Origin of the sequence: Mesorhizobium sp. M0208, assembly GCF_040322015.1 — a bacterium.
Classification (GTDB): domain Bacteria; phylum Pseudomonadota; class Alphaproteobacteria; order Rhizobiales; family Rhizobiaceae; genus Mesorhizobium.
Map to the genome: position 1 here is coordinate 203593 of NZ_JAMYSP010000004.1, position 19628 is coordinate 223220.

Sequence of the window (19628 nt, forward strand, 5' to 3'; positions counted from 1 at the left end):
CGCGTCACCATGCTCTCCAGACTGTCGATCCGCGATATCGTTCTGATCGAAAAGCTGGACATCGACTTCTCGTCCGGCCTTTCGGTCCTTACCGGCGAAACCGGCGCCGGAAAATCTATCCTGCTCGACGCTTTGTCGCTGGCGCTTGGCGCCCGCGGCGACGCTTCGCTGGTGCGGCATGGCGCGGCACAAGGCCAGATCATCGCCGTGTTCGACGTACCGCGCAACCACGCGGCTCGCATGCTGCTTGCCGAGAATGCCATCGAGGACGACGGCGACATCATCCTGCGCCGCGTCCAGACGGCTGACGGCCGCACGCGCGTGTTCGTCAATGACCAGCCGTCCAGCGTGACGCTGATGCGCGACATCGGCCGTGCGCTGGTCGAGATCCACGGCCAGCATGACGAGCGCGCTTTGGTCGATCCCGGCGCCCATCGCGAGTTGCTCGACAGTTTCGGCGGCCATCTCGGCGCTGCTCGGGCAACCGGCGAGGCGTGGCGGCATTGGCGTACCTGCGAGCAGGAATTTTCACGGCACCGGGCCAAAGTCGAGGCAGCTGCCCGTGAGGCCGATTATCTGCGTGCTGCGGTCGCCGAATTGACCAGGCTCGATCCGCAACCGGGCGAAGAGACCGAACTGGCCGAACTGCGCGCCTCGATGATGCGTGCCGAAAAGATCGCCTCGGAAATCCACGATGCGCAGGATGTGCTCTCGGGCCCGTCCTCGCCCTTGCCGCAACTGGCCAGCCTGCTCAGGCGGCTGCAGCGAAAGGCGACCGAAGCGCCGGGGCTGCTCGAGGACGTCGTCAAATCGCTCGACGAAGCGATGCTGTCGCTCGACGCGGCGCAGTCGGGCGTCGAAGCAGCACTTCGCGCGACCGAATATGATCCGCAGCGGCTGGAGAAGGCTGAGGAGCGGCTGTTTTCGCTGCGTGCCGCCTCGCGCAAGCACAGCGTCGCCGTGGATGACCTGGCGCAATTGCGTGACACCATGGCTGCCGACCTTGCCGATCTCGACGCCGGCGAGGAGCGCCTGCATGCGCTGGAGAAACAGGCTGCAGCGGCGCGCCAGGCCTACGACATTACGGCGGCCCAGCTGTCGTCGTTTCGCCATGCGGCGGCCGTCGGGCTGACCAAGGCGGTAATGGCCGAACTGCCGGCGCTGAAGCTCGAACGGGCCGAGTTCATCGTCGAGATCGCAAGCGATGCCGAGAGCCGCATGGAAGAAGGCATCGACCAGGTCGAGTTCTGGGTGCGCACCAATCCCGGCACCAGGCCCGGCCCAATGATGAAGGTCGCTTCCGGCGGCGAGCTTTCGCGCTTCCTGCTGGCGTTGAAAGTCGCGCTGGCCGATCGCGGGTCGGCGCCGACTTTGGTCTTTGATGAGATTGACACCGGCGTCGGCGGCGCGGTTGCCGACGCCATCGGCCAGCGGCTGGCGCGGCTGGCAAAACGCGTGCAGGTCCTTTCGGTCACGCATGCACCGCAAGTGGCCGCGCGCGCGGCGACGCATTTCCTCATCTCCAAATCAGGCGGTGCCGACCGGGTCTCGACCGGCATCGCCGAGATGGACCGGGCGGCACGGCAGGAAGAGATCGCACGCATGCTCGCCGGCGCCACCATTACAGACGAGGCGCGCGCGGCGGCCGAGCGGCTGCTGCGGGAGAACACCGCGGCAGCCTAGAGCGGTTCATCCTTCCGGAAACGCCGAACCGCTCTACCTCTTTGTTTTGCGCAATTCCGGACGGAAAACCGTTTCACAGTTTTCCTGGAATTGCTCCAGACGAGTTCGTTTCCGGCGCTCGCGACCTGAGTCAGGGTATGGCGCCATCCTGCTGTTCAGGAATGATTTTCGGCGTCTGGTCTCTCCCTGACGAGAGAATCCTGTTCTATTGTGTCGCGCCACCGTGGAGGGAGCAGTGCATGGACGAAAAACCAGTCGGTTCGCTCAGCGAAAGCGAGGCGGCAAGCGAGTTGATGCGGTTGGCGCAGGAGATCGCCGAGCACGACCGGCGCTACCATGGCGAGGACGCGCCGATAATCACGGATGCGGAATATGACGCGCTGACCCGGCGCAATCTCGCCATCGAACAGCGGTTCCCGCATCTTGTGCGCGAGGATTCGCCCTCGCGCAGGGTCGGCGCGCCGCCGGCGGAAGGTTTTGCCAAGGTGCGGCACGCGGTACCGATGCTCAGCCTGGCCAAGGCCTATACCGACCAGGACGTCGCGGACTTCATAGAACGGGGCCGGCGATTCTTTGATCGCGACAAGGATCTGAACATCGCCTTCACGGCAGAGCCGAAGATCGACGGGCTATCGGCTTCCCTGCGGTATGAAGGCGGTGTGTTCGTGCAGGGGGCAACGCGCGGCGACGGCGTCGTCGGCGAGGACATCACCGCCAATCTCAAGACCATCGCCGACATTCCCAAGACCTTGAAGGGATCGGGCTGGCCCGAGGTCATCGAAATACGCGGTGAGGTCTATATGACCTACGCGGAATTCGAGGCGCTGAAGCAACGCTCGGCGGCGATCGGCGGCCAGGATTACGTCAATCCGCGAAATACGGCGGCCGGGTCGCTCCGTCAGAAGGACCCGTCCGTTACCGCCAGCCGCAACCTCAAATTCTTTGCCTACGCCTGGGGCTATACTTCGAAGGATCCAGCTCCGACCCAATACGATTCCGTGCAAAAATTCGCGGAATGGGGGTTCAAGGTCAGTCCACTGATGGTCCGGGCAAAGTCGGTCGACGAACTGATCGCGCATTATCACCTCATCGAGGCCCAGCGCTCCTCGCTTGGCTATGACATCGACGGCGTGGTCTACAAGGTCGATCAATTGGAGCTGCAGCGCAGATGGGGCTTCGTCACCGGCGAACCACGCTGGGCCATCGCTCACAAATTTCCGGCCGAACAGGCGATGACGACCGTGCGCAGGATCGACATTCAGGTCGGCCGTACCGGTACGCTGGCGCCGGTTGCCCGGCTTGCCCCCATCACGGTCGGCGGCGTCGTGGTCGAAAATGTCACGCTTCACAACGAAGACTACATCAAGGGTCTGGACAGCAACGGCCAGCCGATCCGCGACGGCAACGACATACGTATCGGCGACACGGTGGTCATCCAGCGGGCGGGGGACGTCATTCCGCAGATCGTCAGCGTCGTCGTCGACAAGCGTCCGCCAGACGCCGTGCCCTACGAATTCCCGCACAAATGCCCGATCTGCGGCTCGCCGGCAACGCGCGAGATCAACGAGAAGACCGGCAAGGAAGATTCCCGCCGACGTTGCACCGGCGAGCTGATCTGCCCCGCCCAGGCCGTGGAAGGATTGCGTCACTTCGTGTCACGCGGCGCCATGGATATCGAAGGCCTGGGCGCTGAAAACATTGACCTGTTCTTCAATGCCGGGTTGGTCAAGACAGCAGCCGATATCTTCACTCTCCGGGATCGCCGTCCCGCCGTCATCAAGGCATTGGCGGAGCGGCGGGAGGAGCAGGCCAGACAGCGTGAGGCCGCATCGGGCAAAACGCGGAAGAATGTACGCGGTGTCGAAGAACGCAACTATGAAGGTCTCGACAAGCTCTTCGCTGCCATCGACGCTCGCCGCGAACCGGAACTCGATCGCTTCATCTTTGCGCTGGGCATCCGCCATATCGGCGAAACGACGGCCGCTGTGCTCGCCCGAACCTTCTCGACGGTCGAGGAGTTGATCCGCATTGGCAAGGAGACAGCAGCGGCAGCCGATCCACACAGCGTTTTTCCTTCGATCAACGGCATCGGCGATAGCGTGATAGGCGCTCTTCGCGATTTCTTCGGCAATGAACGCAACGACGCCGTGCTTGAAGCGCTGCTCACACAGGTCCACCCGAAGCCGTACATCGTGAACGTCTCAGCCGATAGTGCGGTCGCCGGCAAGACGATCGTGTTTACAGGCACGCTCGAAAAGATGACGCGCCCCGAGGCCAAGGCGATGGCTGAACGTCTCGGCGCGAAGGTCGCCGGCTCGGTTTCCGCGAAGACCGACCTCGTCGTCGCCGGGCCCGGTGCTGGCTCCAAGCTCAAGCTGGCTGCCGAACACGGTATCGAAGTCATCGATGAGGATGCCTGGCTCGAGCGGATCGGCAAGGGCTCGTGATGCCGGCTGAATTCAATGGTTTCGGTGGCAAGGCCATTCCCTTCCTCAAGGCACTGGATTTTCATCAGAGCCGGGAGTGGTTTTTGGAAAACCGCGAGCTCTTCGAGCGGGACCTGCGCAATCGCTTCGGCGATCTGGTCGAGGCGCTCTCCGAGCGCTTCACGGCATTGGGGCTCGGCCTGCGCGGCGACCGCAAGAAGTCGCTGTTCCGGATTAATCGCGACGTGCGTTTCGCCAAGGACAAACGGCCTTACAACCGGCATCTGTCGGCGATCCTTTCGCCCGACGGCACCAAGATGGAACAGGGCGTGTTTTACATCCACATCGGGCTCGAGCGCTGCTTTGCCGCTGTTGCCTGGTGGCAGCCCGGACCGGAGCTATTGCTGGCGCTGCGCAACGCCATCGCAAAGCGGCCCGCTGAGTTCCGCACGCTCGTCGCGGCGCTGAAGAAGAATGATCTCGAGCTCGACCCGGACGGCTGTATGAAGCGCACGCCGCGCGGCTTCGAGCACGTTATCGAGCCCGATCTCGTGGCCGCCATCCGCAACCGGCATTTCGCCGTCCGGCACGCAATCGAGCCGGCGGATATCTACGGAGCTGGATTGGTCGACGAACTCGTCGACTTCGTCATGCGGGCAAAACCGCTGCTCGACTGGGGCAGGGCGATCGAAGGCAAGGCTTCGCAGCGCTAGCGGAAAAGTCAGACGGTCAGCTGCGCCGCGCAGTGTAGAGGCTGGTGGTCATGTTGCGGGTTATGGAGCCTTGGAACTCGTCGCGGACGATGCGACCCAGCTCCGCCAGGATTGCTTCGCGGTCACTGCGGATGTTGATATTGGAAAAAGTGGCATAGAGGGCGACCGTCTGGTCAGGATCGAGGACGAGCGACCAGACACTTGTCCGATGTTCGATGGCATCGAACGCGCCGGTTCGCTCCAGTGCCGCCACGCGGGCCTCGGCATCAAGGGCGAACGGAATACCATTTGAGCCCGCCGACGGGCTCGAAGGCCCGTCAAGCAGCGCCTTGGTCGCATCATGAAAGGGATCGGGGCGACTGTCGTCGCCGAATACATTCCAGACCATTGCCCACCAGCCGCCCGGCCGAAGCAGCTCTGCGACCTTGATCAGCGCCGTGTCCTCATCCAGCCAATGAAAGGCAGTGGCGCTGACACCGAGATCAAAACCGGCCTTCTCAAGGACGGCATCCTCAAACGCAGAGACGCTCACCGAGAGCGCCTTGTCCTGAATAGTCTCGCAAAGGAAAGTCGCGAGGCGGGAATCCGGCTCAATGGCGAGCAACGGGCTCGCGCCCAGTTCGAGTAAGCGGCGCGTTGCAGTTCCTGTACCTGCGCCAATCTCGAACGTCGCCGTGCCATGCGCGAGACGGCACCGCTCACATAGAATTTCGAATACCCAATCAGGATACCCAGGTCGCGTCGCGTGATAGCTGCCGGGATCGGCGCCGAAGGCCAGGCGGCCGAATTTTGGATCGATGAAAAATTCGCTCATTGGAACCACCTGTCCGGCCCAGCAGGTTGGTCTATGGCCGTCGCTTCGGCAAGGACCGATCGTCGCCAACGAATATGCGCTCAGGTACCAAGCCTCTGATTTTGTCCACAAGTCTGGAAGCGAACTTGCCGCGATGCTTCAGCTATCATTTCCGCTGATCGTTTGCCTCAAGCGAATTGGTGTGACAAGCCGGACCGCCCTCTCTACATACGGCCCTTCCCAAGGAGCGGTCGATGTCGGCGGAAGCAATCTCCGAAAACGGTGCGAGAAGCGATTTCTGGGACGGCGTGCGGCTGAGCATGCCCGTCGTGGTGGCGTCGGCACCGTTTGCATTGCTGTTCGGGGCGCTCGCCGTCGACAACGGCTTTTCCGTGATCGAGGCGTTCTTGATGAGCGCGACGGTGTTCGGCGGCGCCAGCCAGATGGTCGGCATCGAGCTGTTCGGGCAGCATGTCGCGCCGTGGCTGATCGTGCTGTCGATCTTCGCCGTGAATTTTCGGCATGTGCTCTATTCGGCCGGTATCGGCCGGCGAATCGCGCATTGGCCGCTGGTGCAGCAGGCGATAGGCTACTTCGTGCTGACCGATCCGCAGTTCGCGGTGGCCGAGCGCAAGGCGGAGGCCGGCGAGACCGTCGGCTTTGCCTGGTATATGGGGCTCGGGCTGCCGGTCTACGTGTTCTGGGTCATCGAAAGCGCGCTCGGGGCGGTGTTCGGCAAACTTATTCCCGACACCCACGCGCTGGGCATCGACTTCCTGCTGCCGATCTATTTTCTCGGCCTGGTCATGAGCTTCCGCAAGCGGCCGCTGTGGCTGCCGGTGGTCGTCGCAAGCGCTGCCGCCTCCATCATTGCCTACAAGACGGTCGGCTCGCCCTGGCATGTCTCCATCGGCGCGCTGGCCGGCGTGCTGCTCGCCGTCATCCTGCCGCCCCGCCACAGCGGCGTGGAGGTACGACCATGAGCACGACGTTGTGGATCATCGTCGCCGCTTCGATCGCGACCTATTTGACACGCATTGGCGGTCATCTGGTGATCTCACGCTTCGACCATATCCATCCGCGTGTTGAGGCCGGGCTGAACGCCGTGCCGGCGGCGGTGCTGACCACGCTTGTGGCGCCGGCAGCGCTGAGCGCCGGACCGGCGGAATGGGGGGCCTTGGTCGTCGCCGGCCTGGTCTCGCTGCGCGGCGGCCTTATGGCGATGTTCCTGGCGGGTGCTGCCGTGCTGATCCTCGCGCGGCAGGTCGTCGGCTGATCGACTTTTGCCTTGGCGGCGAGAGCACACATGCGCTTTACCGCAGCGACTATTGCGGCGCTGACCCGCGACAGGCTCAGCCGGATCGCCTCCGATCTCTTCTGGTGGGCGCGACGGACGGCGTCGCTATAGAGCGCTTCGCGCTGCTTCGGCGTCAATGCGCTTAGATCGGTCGGCTGGATGCCGAAGGGCTCACGCGACATTTCCATCTCGCCAGGTTTGCCGTGTTCATCGGCAGCTACACCGGCGATTTACGGGAAAGGCATAATCAGCTAAAATGAATAATTAAGATCGTTATGTTCTCCAGGAGAGATGTATGGACTTGGCCGATCTGCGCATCTTCCGCACGGTGGTGCGCGAGGGCGGAATCACCAGGGCGGCGGAAAAACTGTTTCGCGTGCAATCGAACGTGACCACACGCATCCGGCAGCTCGAAGAGGATCTCGGCGTGCAGCTGTTTATCCGGGAGGGCAAGCGCCTGCACGTATCGCCCGCCGGTCACAAATTGGTCGGGTATGCGGATCGGTTGCTGGCGCTTGCAGAGGAGGCGCGAACGGCGATGCTTGATCCACGCCCGCGCGGCACGCTTCGCCTAGGTGCCATGGAGAGCACCGCCGCGGCACGGCTTCCAAGTCTGCTCGCCGAATATCACGCACGTCATCCCGACGTGGAAATCCAGTTGCGCACCGGCAATCCGCAGGTTCTCGCGACGGCCATGCTTGCCGGCGACCTCGATGCAGCGTTCGCCGCCGAGCCGATCGCCGACGCTCCGTTCGAAAAGCTGCCCGCATTTCACGAGCAGCTGGTCATTGTCTCGGCGGCATCGCGCGTTTCGATCGACGACCGCCTGGACATGCCCAAAACAATGATAGCCTTCGAGCACGGCTGCCCGCACCGCCGGCGGCTGGAACAATGGTATGCGCGAAGAGGGTTCATGGCCGAGAAAACCATCGAGCTTGGTTCATACCATGCCATCCTTGGTTGCGTGGTGGCTGGCATGGGCATAGCGCTGATGCCGAAAAGTGTGCTTTCGGGTTTCCCAGAGAGCCACTGGCTAAATCTGCACGAACTGCCCGCTGACGAAGACAACGCCGTCACGGTGTTGTTTTGGCGCAAGGGAGCCGATTCTCCCAACGTCACGGCTTTGCAGGGACTGCTTGCGGAGCAAAGTCTGTCACTCGGCGTTGCGGCCGCGGCTATTGCTTGAAGTCGTGCGGCAGAGGGGCGGTTGCTTTTTCCAGCCAGGCCAGCGTTTCGCCGTCGAGCATCGGTCCAATCTCGGCCAGTACGCGCGCATGGTATTCGTCAAGCCAATGCAACTCGTCGCGGGTTAAAAGGTCCGATCGGACCAGCCGCTTGTCGATCGGCGCCAGCGTCAGTGTCTCGAAGCCGTGCATGGCGATGTCGCCGCCCTCGATTGCCTCGGCCGGTGTCACCAGAATCAAGTTCTCGATGCGGATGCCGTAGGAACCTTCCTTGTAATAGCCGGGCTCGTTGGAGAGGATCATGCCGGCTAGCAGCTTTTCGGTGCCGGTCTTGGCGATACGTTGCGGGCCCTCATGCACGGCAAGATAGGACCCGACACCGTGCCCGGTACCATGGGCGAAATCGCAGCCGTGTCTCCATAGCGCCAGGCGCGCCACCGCATCGATTTCGGAGCCGCGCGTGCCCTGGGGAAAGCGCAGCATGGAGATGCCGATCATGCCTTTCAGCACCAGCGTGAAGCGTTCGCGCATCTCTTCGGTCGGCGCGCCGATCGGCACGGTGCGGGTGATGTCGGTGGTGCCGTCCTGGTACTGCCCGCCGGAATCGAGCAGGAACAGCTCGCCATCCCCCAGCTTGCGATTGGTGGCGCGGGAGACGCGGTAGTGCATGATGGCGCCGTTAGGGCCGGCGCCGGAGATGGTGTCGAACGATACGTCGCGCAGCGGCATCTGCGTTTCTTCGCCGGTCTGACGGCGCGTCTCCTCAAGCCTGGTGACAACGGCGATTTCGTCGAGCGTGCCGGGCTTCTGGCGGTCGAGCCAGCACAGCAGCTTGGCGACCGCGGCGCCGTCGCGGCGATGTGCGGCGCGGGCGCCGGCGATCTCAGCTTTGTTCTTTGTTGCGCGTGGAATGCGGGCCGGATCGGCCGTGGCAATGACGGTGCCGCCATTATCCTCGACCAGCATTCTGAGCTTGTCCGCCGCGAGAACCGGGTCCAGCGCGATTTTTGCGCCGCCCTTGGCCCGGGTGACGATTGCCGATCCGAATTCACCTGGTTCGTGCAATTCGGCGAGCTGCGTCAGGTAGGCCGCAACGGTGCGCGAAAACTTGCGCTGGTCCATGAAAAGCAGATGCGAGCCGTCGGCGGCCAGCACGGCAAAGCCGAGCGCCAGCGGTGTGTGCGGTACGTCACCGCCACGGATGTCGAAGGCCCAGGCAATCGAGGAGGGGTCGGTCAGCACGGCATGGGTGGCGCCATCCTTCTCGATGGCCGCTGCCAGCCGCACCAGCTTGTCCTTAGCCAGTTCGCCGGCAAAGCCGATCGGGTGGATCTCGACCGGCGCCAGTGGCGGTCCAGGCTGGTCCTGCCAGATCGCGTCGATCGGATTCTCTTCGAGCGGCACCAGTGTCGCGCCGGATTTCTCGGCCGAGGCTTTCAGCGCCTTGACGTCGCTGATCGTATGCAGCCACGGATCGAAGCCCAATCGCACGCCCTTGCCGAGATTGTCCTTGATCCAGTTGGCCGGCGGGTTGTCGACAAGGCTCTCGATCGAAAAGATGTCGAGATCGACCTCCTGGCGCACCTGCAGCGTGTAGCGCCCGTCGACAAACATGACGGCGCGCTCGCCAAGTACAATGACGACACCGGCCGAGCCGCTGAAGCCGGTCAGCCATTTCAGCCGTGCCGAGCGGTCGGCGACATATTCGCCCTGGTGCTCGTCGGCACGGGGCACGATGAAGCCATCCAGCCCGTTCGACGCCAACCATTGGCGCAGCATTGCCACGCGCGGCTTGCCAACGGCCGGATCGCCGGCGGAATCGAAGGACTGGAACATGTCGGCTCTCCTCGAATGATGGCGCGACCGTAGCGCATGACTTCGAAAATCGGAATCGATTTTCGGAACGATCATCCCTGGTCGCCGCAGTGTCTTTTTGTGCATGGAGGCCATGCAGAATCGGCGATTTCAAAAAGCGTCAGCAGAGCTTACCTTCTTAACGTGGAGGAAAAGTCCTGTTGCCCTGCAAAGGAGACCGTCATGTCCTCGATTTCAGCCAGACGCGGATTTTTCAGAAACGCTGTGAAAGCGCTGATCGAAGCTCGCCAGCGCGAAGCGAGCCGGTATGTGAGCGGCGTTCTGCTTGGCTTTGATGACGAAACGCTGAAAGCTCACGGCTACGATCGCGAACAGCTGAAGAAAGCGGCGAACTCGCGCTAGGTCCGAGCAGGTTCCGGCTTGCGTTGAAAGCGTCGCGCCTCAGCGCTTGAGGTGAATCGTCACCCAGCCCTCGCGGTGCAAGGTGCGGACGTGCCGGAATTTCTGGCGGACATAGGCCGCGATTACCGCATCGCGCTGGCGCTCGAGGATGCCCGACAAAACAATCGAGCCACCGAGCGCGATATGCCCGGCCATTTGCGGCGCCAGACGCATCAGCGGCCGCGCCAATATGTTGGCGACGATCAGGTCGAAGGGCGCACGCGCGGCAAAGATCGGATGATGAAAACCGGGCGCCGCTACCGTTTCAATGAGCCCCTTGACGTGGTTCAGCCGCGCATTGGCAGCGGCCACCTTGACGGCGACCGGGTCGATGTCCGTTGCCAGCACCGGAACATGCGCGAGCTTGGCCACCGCGATGGCGAGCACCGCGCTGCCAGTGCCAAGGTCGAGCGCGTTGCGCGGATGCTCGCGCTGTATGACCTGCTCCAGCATTTCGAGGCAGCCGGCGGTGGTGCCGTGATGGCCGGTGCCGAAGGCAAGGCCGGCCTCGATCTCGATGGCGAGTTCGCCGCTGTGGCGCTTCCTGCGGTCATGCGCGCCGTGGACGAAGAAGCGCCCGGCCCGTACCGGCTTCAATCCCTCCAGCGAGCGCGCCACCCAGTCGATGTCGGGCAGCGCTTCTCGCTCTATCGGTTTCGACAGCGACAGTCCGGCCAGGATGTCCCTAAGCCGTGCCTCGACCGCATCGACGTCGTCGTCGGCATAGAGCGATACTTCGTGGATATCGCGGTCCTCGTCGACCTCGAGCACCGCAACCGGCAGGCCCTCTTCGTCGAACGCCGCACCGAGCGCCGCGAAGATGCGATCAGCCTCGATCTTGCCCGCGGTGAAATACAAACGCGTCTGCGTCATTCCCGGATACGTCAACCTTCCGCCGCCAGCCGCTTGAGCTTGGCGATGGCGGCGTCCGGGCTTTCGCCATAGGCAATGGTGCCGGCGAAATCGCCCTTGCCGTTGAGCAGCAGCACCGAAGCGGTGTGGTCCATCGTGTAGTCGCCGTCGTTCGTGTCGACTTTCTTCCAGTAGATGCCGAAGGACTTGGCCATGGCGTGGACCTTGTCCGGATCGCCTGATATGCCGAGGATGCGATCGGAGAAATTGCTGACATAGGTGTTCATGATTTCGGGCGTATCGCGCTCCGGGTCGACCGTAACGAAATAGGCACGCAGGTTCTTGCCGTCGTCGCCCATCGTCTTCAGCCAGCCGGCCAACTCGAAAAGCGTGGTTGGGCAGACTTCCGGACAGTGCGTGAAGCCGAAGAAGACGACGCTGGGGTGGCCGCGAAACGCGGCTTCGGTGACCGGCGCGCCCTTCTGGTCGACCAGCGTGAACGGTGCTCCGAACGGCTCGCCGCCATAATGTCCGCGGTACCAGTCGAAGGTGAGCCAGCCGATTCCGGCGGCCATCAGGACGAGAATACCGACCAGAATTGAACGCATCATCAGTGAAAGTCCGTCGTTATTCCATCGGGCGCCGGGTTGGCGCCGTGAAGGCCCTGGCTTGGCGAACACTCTTAGCGGTTCGGTCGCGCCGACGCAAAGATGTCGCGTTGCCGCAACCGGCAATCCTGTGGGAGGCGATCTGCTTGCAAAGCGCTGCCGTTCGTCCCACCTGAGGTCGGCAAAATTTGAACCGCAGGAGGCCTCTTTGCGAAAACTGATTGGCGGCGCGTTAGCCGCATGCCTTGTCATTGGCGCCGGCGCGGCCGCCGCCGAGGAAGTCGGCAAGGTCGGCGTCGATTGGCTCGGCAACGATATCATCGTCGAGGCGATCAAGGATCCGAAGGTCGAGGGCGTGACCTGCCACGTCTCCTATTTCGACCGTGGCATGATCGACCGCCTGCAGAAAGGCAACTGGTTCGAGGACCCGTCCGATTCCTCGATCTCCTGCCGCCAGACCGGGCCGATCACCATTGGCGACATCGACATGAGCGAGGCCGGCGAGGAGGTGTTCAAGCAAGGCATCAGCCTGATCTGGAAAAAGCAGGTGGTGAACCGCATCTACGACAAGGCCAACGAGACGCTGATTTACCTGTCGCATTCACGCCAGGTGCAGGATGGCTCGGCAAAAATGTCGGTCACCACCGTGCCGCTCTACGGCCAGAACGTGGTGTGGACCAGCGGCAAGCCGAAATAGAGACTGAAGGTGCTACAGGGTCCTTGGCGCGTCCAAACGGATGCGCGGCGCTGCACTCGGCTTGCGAGACTATGCGCGCGGGCGTAAAGCGCGCGCATGGACCGTCCCGAACACCTTGTCCTGAAAGATCCCGAGCCGCGCATCCATCCGACGGCGGAGCTGAAGGCGTGCAAGCTTGGACGCTACGCGTCGATCGGCGAGCGGGTCATCCTGCGCGAGGTGACGGTCGGCGACTTTTCCTACTTCGAGCGCCACGCCGAGGCGATCTATACGACGATCGGCAAATTCTGCTCGATCGCCGCCAACAGCCGCATCAATGCGCTGGAGCATCCGGTCGAGCGGCTGACGCAGCACAAAATCAGCTATCGGCCCAACGAGTACTTCCGCTGGCTGGGTGTCGATCAGGCATTCCGCGACCGGCGGCGGGCGAGAGCCGTCAGCATCGGCCATGATGTCTGGATCGGCCATAGCGCCGTGATCATGCCTGGCATAGTGATCGGCAACGGCGCGATCGTCGGTGCCAACGCGGTGGTGACGCGAGACCTGCCGGCCTATGCAATCGTCGCCGGCGTTCCGGCCAGGCCATTGCGGCAGCGCTTCAGCGCGGGAACTGCGGCCCGGATCGAACGTCTTGCCTGGTGGGACTGGCCGGTCGAGAAACTGGCCAGGGCAGTCCCCGACATGCAGGCCTTGCCCATCGAGGCTTTCCTCGACCGCTGGGAAAACGACGCCGCCTGAGTTCGGGCTATCTGCAAGCGGTCCGACGGCCTGCGCGATCTGCTCCTCCAACAATGTACCCGCGACCTTCCGCCGCGAGGGAACCAGGAGCGGCTGCCAACTGTTTCTGCAGACACAATGAACTCGGCTTCCGTCCGGGTTCGTCGCCCGGCTGCTGAGGGAGTTTGAATGATTGAGAAGCTTTTCACCAGGATCGCCAACAACGTCGCCCATTTTGCCGGCCTGCCGCCGACGTTTGCCGTCTGTTTCCTGATCATCGTCGTCTGGGCTGCAAGCGGGCCGATGTTCGGCTTTTCGGACACGTGGCAGCTCGTCATCAACACCGGCACGACGGTCGTCACCTTCCTGATGGTGTTTCTCATTCAGAACACCCAGAACCGCGATGGCGCCGCGATCCAGGCGAAGCTCGACGAATTGATCCGGGTCAGCACAGCCCAGAACACCTTCATCGGTATCGAACACCTGACTGAGACCGAAGTCGAAGAGATCCGCAAGAAATGCGAACAGGCAGCGAAGCGGCATGATCAGAAGCTTGCCGAGTTGGCAGCCGAGAAAGCCATGGCGAAGAAGCGGAACACGAAGAAGCATGCGGCGGCGTGATATAAAGGTCCGGCGCATACCTGCGAACATCGGATCCGATTCTTTGCTACGGTGATCTTCGGTTCGGGATCATGCGCTGCGTGTCATGAATGCCGCGAAAGCATCCTTGTAGTCCGGATGCCAGCGCGACAGAGCAGGACGGTTCTCAATGATGTCGCCAATCGCCCAGGCCATGCGCTTTTCGTCCATGGACCGGGTCGCCTCGTTATCGGGACACAGGATGTAGAAATCGCCACGCAACAGCGAGGCCAGCATGAAGTCGATGACCTGCTCGCCGGTCCAGGCTCCGGCCGGCTTTTCGGCGGCGCCTTCGGTCAGGCCGGTAAAAGTGAACCCGGGGATAAGCAGATGCGCCGCGACACTGGCGCCCGGCTCGTTGCGCAGCGCGTGCGCCAGGCCTTCGGTATAGGTCTTCACGCCCGCCTTGGAAACGTTGTAGGCGAGGTTGCCGGGCGGCGTGGTAATGCCTTGCTTGGAGCCGGTGTTGACGATCAGGCCGGGCTTTCCCGCCGCCAGCATGCGCGGCGCGAACGCCTCGACGCCATGGACGACGCCCCAGAAATTGATGTCCAGCAGCCGTTTCCAAGCGTCGCGGCTTTCCCACGGCTTGCCGGGATTGTTGCCGACGCCGGCATTGTTCATCAGCAGCGAGACGTCGCCGAAAGTGCCGGACGTCCTTTCGGCGAGGCGGTCGAGCTCGTCGGCTTTCGAAACGTCGGTGGCAATGGCAATCACGGCGCTGTCGCCGGCGATGGCGGCGACGGCGCGCCGGGCCTCATCGAGGCGTGCGCCGCCGATATCGGCCAGCACGATCTTCATGCCCATCGCCGCCAGCCTTTTGGCGGCGGCAAGGCCGATGCCGCTGGCCGCGCCGGTAACGACGGCGACATTGCCTGAGGCAAGTGCGGGCAGGGCGGTCTGGATCTCGGCGTCGGTGGTCATGATTTTCTCCTGTTCTGGCCGCGGCGAACTTAGCGCGGAACGAGACTCGCGCAAGCCGGTGCCGGCATCTTCGGGTTGACCGCGTCGGCGGGCGCTGCGCATGCTGATATCGAAAAAGGAGACCTGACGATTGACCGACTGGATCGAGATCCTGAAAGAACAGACCGCAACCGGCGACCAGATGAGCCGCGAGGTGCCGCAGATGCTCGCCAATCCCGACATCAGCGAAGCGCAAGTGAAAACGCTGTTTTCGGCGCTCGAAAAACAGGCCGAATTTGTCGAAAAGCTGCGCATGGCGCTGGAAAAATTCGGCCATGATTTTTCAGTGATCAAGGCGGCCGAGCGGCTGGAGGAGCGCTACGCCGACCTTGCCGCTTCGGTAGCGGAAAAGCTGAAAGCAATGCGAGGCTAGAGGGGGCCTATTTCTCGATCAGCCGCTCGAAGCGCCTGTCCGGCACGAACCAGATCATCGCCACCAGGACATAGATCGAGACACCGATCCAGTGATTGACGAAGGTCAGCGCGATGGCGGAAAGATAGAGGACCAGCGAGATCTTTCCCTTGAGGTCATTGCCCAACGCCCTGGCGAAGAGAGTCTCGTTGCCGTGCAGTCGATGCAGGGCCAGGGTGAGGATGTTGAAGCCGATGGCGCAGAGCGCCAGGTCGACGCCATAGACGGCAACCGGCACCGGCGCGAAATGGTTCTCACCCATGAAGGCTGTCGTCGCCGGCATCAGCGATAGCCAGAACAGCAGGTTGAGGTTCGCCCACAGCACGCGGCCGTCGACCCGCTGCACGGTATGGAACATGTTGTGCAAATTATTCCAGTAGATGCCGACATTGATGAAGGACAGCACATAGCTGAGGAATATCGGCCAGACTGGTGCCAGCGCGGAAAAATCCTCGCCATGCGGCACCTTCAATTCCAGCACCATGATGGTGATGATGATGGCGACCACGCCATCGGTGAATGCCTCGACTCGTCCCTTGCCCATGAATCTCCCCTGACAATCCGCTGAAGTTAAAAGAGGATCTCGCTCAGCGCCATCGGCAAAGATGCCAAACTTGTCAGGAGCAAGCCGGGGAGGGGGAACGGCTGACGCGAAAAAGGCGTTAGGATGTCAGATCCCGAACAGCAAAAGGTCGAAAAAATGACAGCTCACGCTCAAGTCATGACGCGCGATCACGAACTCGGCGGCCGCGCTGCAGCGGCCGCCGTGGCCGCCATGATTGCGGCCCTTTTCGCCGGCAGCACGGCGCTGACGCCACTTTACATCATCTACAAGCAGGTCTTCGGCTTCTCGCAGATCACTTTGACGCTGGTCTACGCCGTCTATGTCATCGGCAATCTGGCAGCGCTTCTGATGTTAGGGCGTGTGTCCGATGTCATCGGGCGCCGTCCAATGGCATTGGCCGGGATGGCGGTGGCCGTCGTCAGCGCGGTGGTTTTCCTGTTCGCCGAAAATGTCGCCTGGCTCGACATCGCCCGAATTCTGAGCGGACTGGGAATCGGCGTCGGCGCGGGCACCGGCACCGCCTGGCTCGCCGAATTGCTCCCGACCGACGACAAGTCACAGGCGGCGACGATTGCCACCAGCACCAATTTTCTCGGCCTCGGCCTCGGTGCGCTGGGGGCCGGGTTGCTCGCCGAATACGCGCCCTGGCCGCTCAGGCTGACATTCGTCGTCTACCTGGCGATGCTCGCGACTGTAACCCTGCTGGTCTGGCGCACGCGGGAAACCGTTTCGCGGCCGGGGAAACTGGCTGACGTTTCGATGCGGCCGCGGCTTTCCGTGCCCGATGACATCCGCGCAAGTTTCGTTGCGCCGGCGGTGACCGGCTTTGGCGCAATGGCGCTGGTCGGCTTTTATGCAGCACTCGCACCGAGCATTTTGGCGCAGCAGCTGCAGGTAACCAACCATGCCGAAGCCGGCGCTCTGTTCTTTGAATTGGCAATCGTGACGGCCGCCACCATTGTAGTGACGGCACGTCTTTCGAGCCGAGCCGCGATGTTCGCGGCGCTTGCGCTGATGATCCCAACCGTCGCGCTGATTGTTGCGGCGCAGGTCTTCGCCTCGATGGCCATAATGATTGCCGGGACCGCCTTGTGCGGCGTGGCGGCAGCGCTCGGCTATCGCGGCGGCTTGCAAGTGGTGAACGAGATCGCGCCGGCGGCCCGGCGCGCCGAAGTCGTCTCGGCCTTCTTCATCTGCTGTTTTTGCGGCAACGCGCTGCCGGTCATCGGCATCGGCGTTCTGTCGACGGTGGCAGGTGCGACCGTGGCAAGCCTGGCCTTTGCCGGCATGATTGTCGTCTTTTCCCTGGTCGCTCTCGGGTTTGGCGCGAAATACGCGCGCTGAGCCGACCTTTCAGCCGTTCGGTGTCTCGGGCGAAAGATGCGCGCGCTGGCGCGGTACGCCGAGGCCGGTATCCGGCGGTTCGCCGGCAGCCGGCCGGCTTTCGATCATGTGCAGGCTGGGCCAGCGGCCGAAGCGATAATAGGCCGCGGCCAGCACGAGCGAGGTTATAGAGCCGGCCGGAAAGCTCCACCACAACGCTTCCTCACCGATCGCACTTCGAAAGAAATAGGCGAAGCTGGTGCGCACCAGAAGTACCGAGATCACCAGGATGATCAGCGGCGGCATCACCGCGCCCGTGGCACGCACAGTGGCGAAGAGCACGATGGTGATGCCGAACAGGATGAAGGACCAGGATGCGACCTTGTTGATGTGAGTGGCGATGTCGATCGCTGCACTGTCGCTGCTGAGGAAGAGGCTGAGCACCGCGCGATCGAATACGAACAGCAGCGCGACAAGCACGCCGGTAAGCACAAGGTTGAAGCCGACGCCGGACGCGGCGATGCGGCCGATCCGGTCCCAGCGCCCGGCGCCGACATTTTGCGCCGCCATGGACGAGACCGCGGCGCCGATGGCGAGCGCCGGCATCTGGATATAGGTCCAGAGCTGGGCGGCTATGCCGTAGGCAGCCGCGACCTGCGAGCCGTAGGCATTGACCATGCCCATCACAGTCAGCGCCGCGGACGAGACGACGATCATCTGCAGGCCCATCGGCACGCCCTTGAAGACGACAATGCGCAGCAGCGCCGGGTCCGGCCGCAGCAGAGCAAGATTGACGCCGGCCAGCCGCAGCGGGTGCTTGCGCGCATAAAGCACGATCAGGATGGCAAGCACGCTTACCGTCTGGCCGATCAGCGTCGAGGTGGCCGAGCCGGCGATGCCGAGTTCGGGGAACGGGCCGATGCCGAGAATAAGCAACGGGTTCAAAATGACGTCGAGCACGACGGCCAGCGCCATGAATAGGAAAGGCGTGCGCGAATCGCCGGCGCCGCGCAGCACCATCATGACGAAGGACAGCAGGTTCATCATCGGTACGGCGAGAAAAATGATACGCAGATAGGAACGCGCCAGCGGCAACGCATCGGCCGGCGTGCCGAGCGCATTGAGGATTGTATCGACCCAGATCCAGCCGCAGACCGCGAACACCACCGAGACAAGGAAGAAGAAGGTGGCACTGGTGCCGACGATGCGGCGGGCTTCGGGCAGATCGCGGGCGCCGACCGATTGCGCGACCAGGATGGTCGCCGCCATGCCGATGCCGAAGACGGTGCCGAGGATGAGAAACAGCACGAGGTTGGCATTGGACGTGGCGGTCAGCGCCGCTTCGCCGAGGAAACGACCGACCCAGACCGCATTGATTGAGCCGTTGAGCGACTGCAGAACATTGGAGCCGAGCACCGGCAGGGCGAACAGCAGCAATGTACGCGGGATAGGTCCACTGGTGAGGTCGCTGGTCCGCCGGCGTGCGGGCATCTTGTCGTCCATGGCAGGCAACTCGGCGAAGGCTATCTTGAGTCCGGTCCGCAATGATTGCCGATTTAACGAGACAGGTCGACGCAGCGTTGCGAATTCCGCCTGGCGTGCCTTGATCCAATCATGTTCTCAAAGCTTCCGGAATCGTATATTGATCCTGCACGCGTGGGGCCGCATCTTTCCTAGATCTCATGGGCAAGCCGGGGGTTCATGTCCGATATTCCGCTGTTTTTTGAGCGCCTGAACCGGCGTGCGTTTCTTGGTGCATCCGCTTTGGGCGCGGCCTCCGTGGCTCTTTCGGCGTGCACCACGACGGACGTAGCGGCGCCGCCAGTGACCGCGGCGCCAAGCGATCCGGCTTTCGGCGATGCCGCAAGTATGTATGCGGCGCGCGTCGACGAGGGCTATCAACTGCCGGCAATCCCGGTAGCCAAGGTCGATCCGAAATTCGTGCGCCAAATCGTGTCCGATCCGACCGGAGAAAAACCCGGCACGATCGTCGTCGATACCTCCGAGCACTTCCTCTATCTGGTGCGCGACGGCGGCAAGGCAATTCGCTATGGCGTCAGCCTCGGCAAGGCCGGTTTCGGACCGGCAGCGCCGTGGTTCAGGCGAGGAAGAAGTGGCCGGTCTGGACGCCGCCGCCGGAGATGATCCAGCGCCGGCCGGAACTTGCGAAATACAAGGACGGCATGCCGCCCGGCCCGCACAGCCCGCTGGGCGCACGCGCGCTATATCTCTTCCGCGACGGCAAGGACACGATGTACCGGCTGCACGGCACGCCGGAGTGGGATTCCATCGGGAAGAACGCTTCCTCCGGCTGTGTGCGCTTCATGAATCAGGACATTATCGACCTCTACAGCCGCGTCGACGGCGTCGCGCCGGTCTTCGTGCGCCCGAACCTGTCGGCCGCCGGGAAGATCGCCGCCGTGTCGGACAGGACGGCCGAGCCGATCGATGCGGGCGTGCCAAAGGACGCGGAGATGTTGAGGTAAGTGCCTTCGACGGA

19 protein-coding genes and 1 pseudogene are annotated in these 19628 nt (G+C 62.9%); 13 read left to right on the forward strand and 7 right to left on the reverse strand.

The genetic code is table 11. The features are described 5' to 3' along the window. The first annotated feature begins 9 nt into the window (after positions 1-9). The 3 genes from recN to NKJ17_RS06605 all read left to right on the forward strand — a co-directional run bounded on the left by recN (position 10) and on the right by NKJ17_RS06605 (position 4822). Positions 10-1683, forward strand: a complete 1674-nt coding sequence (recN, locus tag NKJ17_RS06595) for a DNA repair protein RecN (protein ID WP_352505604.1) — start codon at positions 10-12, stop codon at positions 1681-1683. Positions 1684-1922: 239 nt separating this feature from the next. After that, positions 1923-4130, forward strand: coding sequence for an NAD-dependent DNA ligase LigA (gene ligA, locus NKJ17_RS06600; RefSeq protein ID WP_352505605.1), 2208 nt, complete (start codon positions 1923-1925; stop codon positions 4128-4130). Further along, positions 4130-4822: a DUF2461 domain-containing protein gene (locus NKJ17_RS06605; protein ID WP_352687585.1), complete on the forward strand. Its 693-nt coding sequence runs from the start codon at positions 4130-4132 to the stop codon at positions 4820-4822. The genes ligA and NKJ17_RS06605 overlap by 1 nt, the downstream gene beginning before the upstream one ends. 16 nt (positions 4823-4838) lie before the next feature. Here the strand turns inward: NKJ17_RS06605 and NKJ17_RS06610 are convergent, their stop codons facing one another. Continuing rightward, positions 4839-5636 carry a class I SAM-dependent methyltransferase gene (locus NKJ17_RS06610; protein ID WP_352505607.1) on the reverse strand — a complete coding sequence of 266 codons (798 nt, stop codon included), beginning with the start codon at positions 5634-5636 and terminating at the stop codon, positions 4839-4841. Between the two features lie 233 nt (positions 5637-5869). On the opposite strand from NKJ17_RS06610, the gene NKJ17_RS06615 reads away from it, so the two are divergent. The 3 genes from NKJ17_RS06615 to NKJ17_RS06625 all read left to right on the forward strand — a co-directional run bounded on the left by NKJ17_RS06615 (position 5870) and on the right by NKJ17_RS06625 (position 8098). Beyond that, positions 5870-6598, forward strand: a complete 729-nt coding sequence (locus NKJ17_RS06615) for an AzlC family ABC transporter permease (protein ID WP_352687587.1) — start codon at positions 5870-5872, stop codon at positions 6596-6598. Then, positions 6595-6891, forward strand: a complete 297-nt coding sequence (locus NKJ17_RS06620; protein WP_254818975.1) for an AzlD family protein — start codon at positions 6595-6597, stop codon at positions 6889-6891. The genes NKJ17_RS06615 and NKJ17_RS06620 overlap by 4 nt, the downstream gene beginning before the upstream one ends. A gap of 322 nt (positions 6892-7213) precedes the next feature. Further along, a complete protein-coding gene (locus NKJ17_RS06625) occupies positions 7214-8098 on the forward strand; it encodes a LysR family transcriptional regulator (RefSeq protein ID WP_352505610.1) in 885 nt (294 codons plus the stop codon). On the opposite strand, the gene NKJ17_RS06630 is transcribed toward NKJ17_RS06625, so the two are convergent. Beyond that, a complete protein-coding gene (locus tag NKJ17_RS06630; RefSeq protein WP_352505611.1) occupies positions 8088-9932 on the reverse strand; it encodes an aminopeptidase P family protein in 1845 nt (614 codons plus the stop codon). The two genes, NKJ17_RS06625 and NKJ17_RS06630, sit on opposite strands and share 11 nt — an antisense overlap. Before the next feature lie 36 nt (positions 9933-9968). Between NKJ17_RS06630 and NKJ17_RS06635 the strand changes: the two genes are divergently transcribed. Beyond that, a complete protein-coding gene (locus NKJ17_RS06635) occupies positions 9969-10313 on the forward strand; it encodes a hypothetical protein (RefSeq protein WP_254818972.1) in 345 nt (114 codons plus the stop codon). 39 nt (positions 10314-10352) lie between these two features. Here NKJ17_RS06635 and NKJ17_RS06640 read toward each other — a convergent pair whose 3' ends face one another. Together NKJ17_RS06640 and NKJ17_RS06645 are read right to left on the reverse strand one after the other, a co-directional pair. After that, on the reverse strand, positions 10353-11225 hold the full coding sequence (locus tag NKJ17_RS06640) for a 50S ribosomal protein L11 methyltransferase (RefSeq protein WP_352687590.1): 873 nt from the start codon (positions 11223-11225) through the stop codon (positions 10353-10355). 11 nt (positions 11226-11236) lie between these two features. After that, positions 11237-11815 carry an SCO family protein gene (locus tag NKJ17_RS06645; protein WP_352505613.1) on the reverse strand — a complete coding sequence of 193 codons (579 nt, stop codon included), beginning with the start codon at positions 11813-11815 and terminating at the stop codon, positions 11237-11239. Between the two features lie 205 nt (positions 11816-12020). Here NKJ17_RS06645 and NKJ17_RS06650 point away from each other — a divergent pair, with 205 nt between their 5' ends. From NKJ17_RS06650 to NKJ17_RS06660, 3 genes are all read left to right on the forward strand, one after another. Next, positions 12021-12509: a CreA family protein gene (locus NKJ17_RS06650; RefSeq protein ID WP_254818969.1), complete on the forward strand. Its 489-nt coding sequence runs from the start codon at positions 12021-12023 to the stop codon at positions 12507-12509. A gap of 96 nt (positions 12510-12605) precedes the next feature. Further along, positions 12606-13247, forward strand: coding sequence for a DapH/DapD/GlmU-related protein (locus NKJ17_RS06655; RefSeq protein ID WP_352505614.1), 642 nt, complete (start codon positions 12606-12608; stop codon positions 13245-13247). Between the two features lie 168 nt (positions 13248-13415). After that, complete coding sequence (locus NKJ17_RS06660; RefSeq protein WP_031211766.1) at positions 13416-13847, forward strand: low affinity iron permease family protein; 432 nt, start codon at positions 13416-13418, stop codon at positions 13845-13847. Positions 13848-13916: 69 nt separating this feature from the next. Here NKJ17_RS06660 and NKJ17_RS06665 read toward each other — a convergent pair whose 3' ends face one another. Further along, complete coding sequence (locus NKJ17_RS06665; RefSeq protein WP_352687592.1) at positions 13917-14789, reverse strand: SDR family NAD(P)-dependent oxidoreductase; 873 nt, start codon at positions 14787-14789, stop codon at positions 13917-13919. Between the two features lie 130 nt (positions 14790-14919). On the opposite strand from NKJ17_RS06665, the gene NKJ17_RS06670 reads away from it, so the two are divergent. Further along, positions 14920-15201: a hypothetical protein gene (locus tag NKJ17_RS06670; RefSeq protein WP_029351415.1), complete on the forward strand. Its 282-nt coding sequence runs from the start codon at positions 14920-14922 to the stop codon at positions 15199-15201. A gap of 7 nt (positions 15202-15208) precedes the next feature. On the opposite strand, the gene NKJ17_RS06675 is transcribed toward NKJ17_RS06670, so the two are convergent. Then, positions 15209-15784 (reverse strand): TMEM175 family protein, encoded by a 576-nt coding sequence (locus tag NKJ17_RS06675; protein WP_352505617.1) that lies wholly within the window; start codon positions 15782-15784, stop codon positions 15209-15211. A 156-nt stretch (positions 15785-15940) separates the two neighbouring features. On the opposite strand from NKJ17_RS06675, the gene NKJ17_RS06680 reads away from it, so the two are divergent. Continuing rightward, complete coding sequence (locus NKJ17_RS06680; RefSeq protein WP_352687594.1) at positions 15941-17149, forward strand: MFS transporter; 1209 nt, start codon at positions 15941-15943, stop codon at positions 17147-17149. A 9-nt stretch (positions 17150-17158) separates the two neighbouring features. Here the strand turns inward: NKJ17_RS06680 and NKJ17_RS06685 are convergent, their stop codons facing one another. Continuing rightward, positions 17159-18631, reverse strand: a complete 1473-nt coding sequence (locus NKJ17_RS06685) for an MATE family efflux transporter (protein ID WP_352687596.1) — start codon at positions 18629-18631, stop codon at positions 17159-17161. Positions 18632-18829: 198 nt separating this feature from the next. Between NKJ17_RS06685 and NKJ17_RS06690 the strand changes: the two are divergent. Continuing rightward, positions 18830-19614: pseudogene (locus NKJ17_RS06690) on the forward strand (L,D-transpeptidase). Positions 19615-19628 lie beyond the last annotated feature (14 nt).

Coding starts and splice junctions, on each gene's coding strand:
- NKJ17_RS06665 (WP_352687592.1), bottom strand. CDS start 14,789: ATGACCACCGACGCCGAGATCCAGACCGCCCTGCCCGCACTTGCCTCA.
- NKJ17_RS06610 (WP_352505607.1), bottom strand. CDS start 5,636: ATGAGCGAATTTTTCATCGATCCAAAATTCGGCCGCCTGGCCTTCGGC.
- NKJ17_RS06635 (WP_254818972.1), top strand. CDS start 9,969: ATGACTTCGAAAATCGGAATCGATTTTCGGAACGATCATCCCTGGTCG.
- NKJ17_RS06605 (WP_352687585.1), top strand. CDS start 4,130: ATGCCGGCTGAATTCAATGGTTTCGGTGGCAAGGCCATTCCCTTCCTC.
- NKJ17_RS06645 (WP_352505613.1), bottom strand. CDS start 11,815: ATGATGCGTTCAATTCTGGTCGGTATTCTCGTCCTGATGGCCGCCGGA.
- NKJ17_RS06680 (WP_352687594.1), top strand. CDS start 15,941: ATGACAGCTCACGCTCAAGTCATGACGCGCGATCACGAACTCGGCGGC.
- NKJ17_RS06675 (WP_352505617.1), bottom strand. CDS start 15,784: ATGGGCAAGGGACGAGTCGAGGCATTCACCGATGGCGTGGTCGCCATC.
- NKJ17_RS06620 (WP_254818975.1), top strand. CDS start 6,595: ATGAGCACGACGTTGTGGATCATCGTCGCCGCTTCGATCGCGACCTAT.
- NKJ17_RS06615 (WP_352687587.1), top strand. CDS start 5,870: ATGTCGGCGGAAGCAATCTCCGAAAACGGTGCGAGAAGCGATTTCTGG.
- ligA (WP_352505605.1), top strand. CDS start 1,923: ATGGACGAAAAACCAGTCGGTTCGCTCAGCGAAAGCGAGGCGGCAAGC.
- recN (WP_352505604.1), top strand. CDS start 10: ATGCTCTCCAGACTGTCGATCCGCGATATCGTTCTGATCGAAAAGCTG.
- NKJ17_RS06660 (WP_031211766.1), top strand. CDS start 13,416: ATGATTGAGAAGCTTTTCACCAGGATCGCCAACAACGTCGCCCATTTT.
- NKJ17_RS06640 (WP_352687590.1), bottom strand. CDS start 11,225: ATGACGCAGACGCGTTTGTATTTCACCGCGGGCAAGATCGAGGCTGAT.
- NKJ17_RS06630 (WP_352505611.1), bottom strand. CDS start 9,932: ATGTTCCAGTCCTTCGATTCCGCCGGCGATCCGGCCGTTGGCAAGCCG.
- NKJ17_RS06685 (WP_352687596.1), bottom strand. CDS start 18,631: ATGGACGACAAGATGCCCGCACGCCGGCGGACCAGCGACCTCACCAGT.
- NKJ17_RS06655 (WP_352505614.1), top strand. CDS start 12,606: ATGGACCGTCCCGAACACCTTGTCCTGAAAGATCCCGAGCCGCGCATC.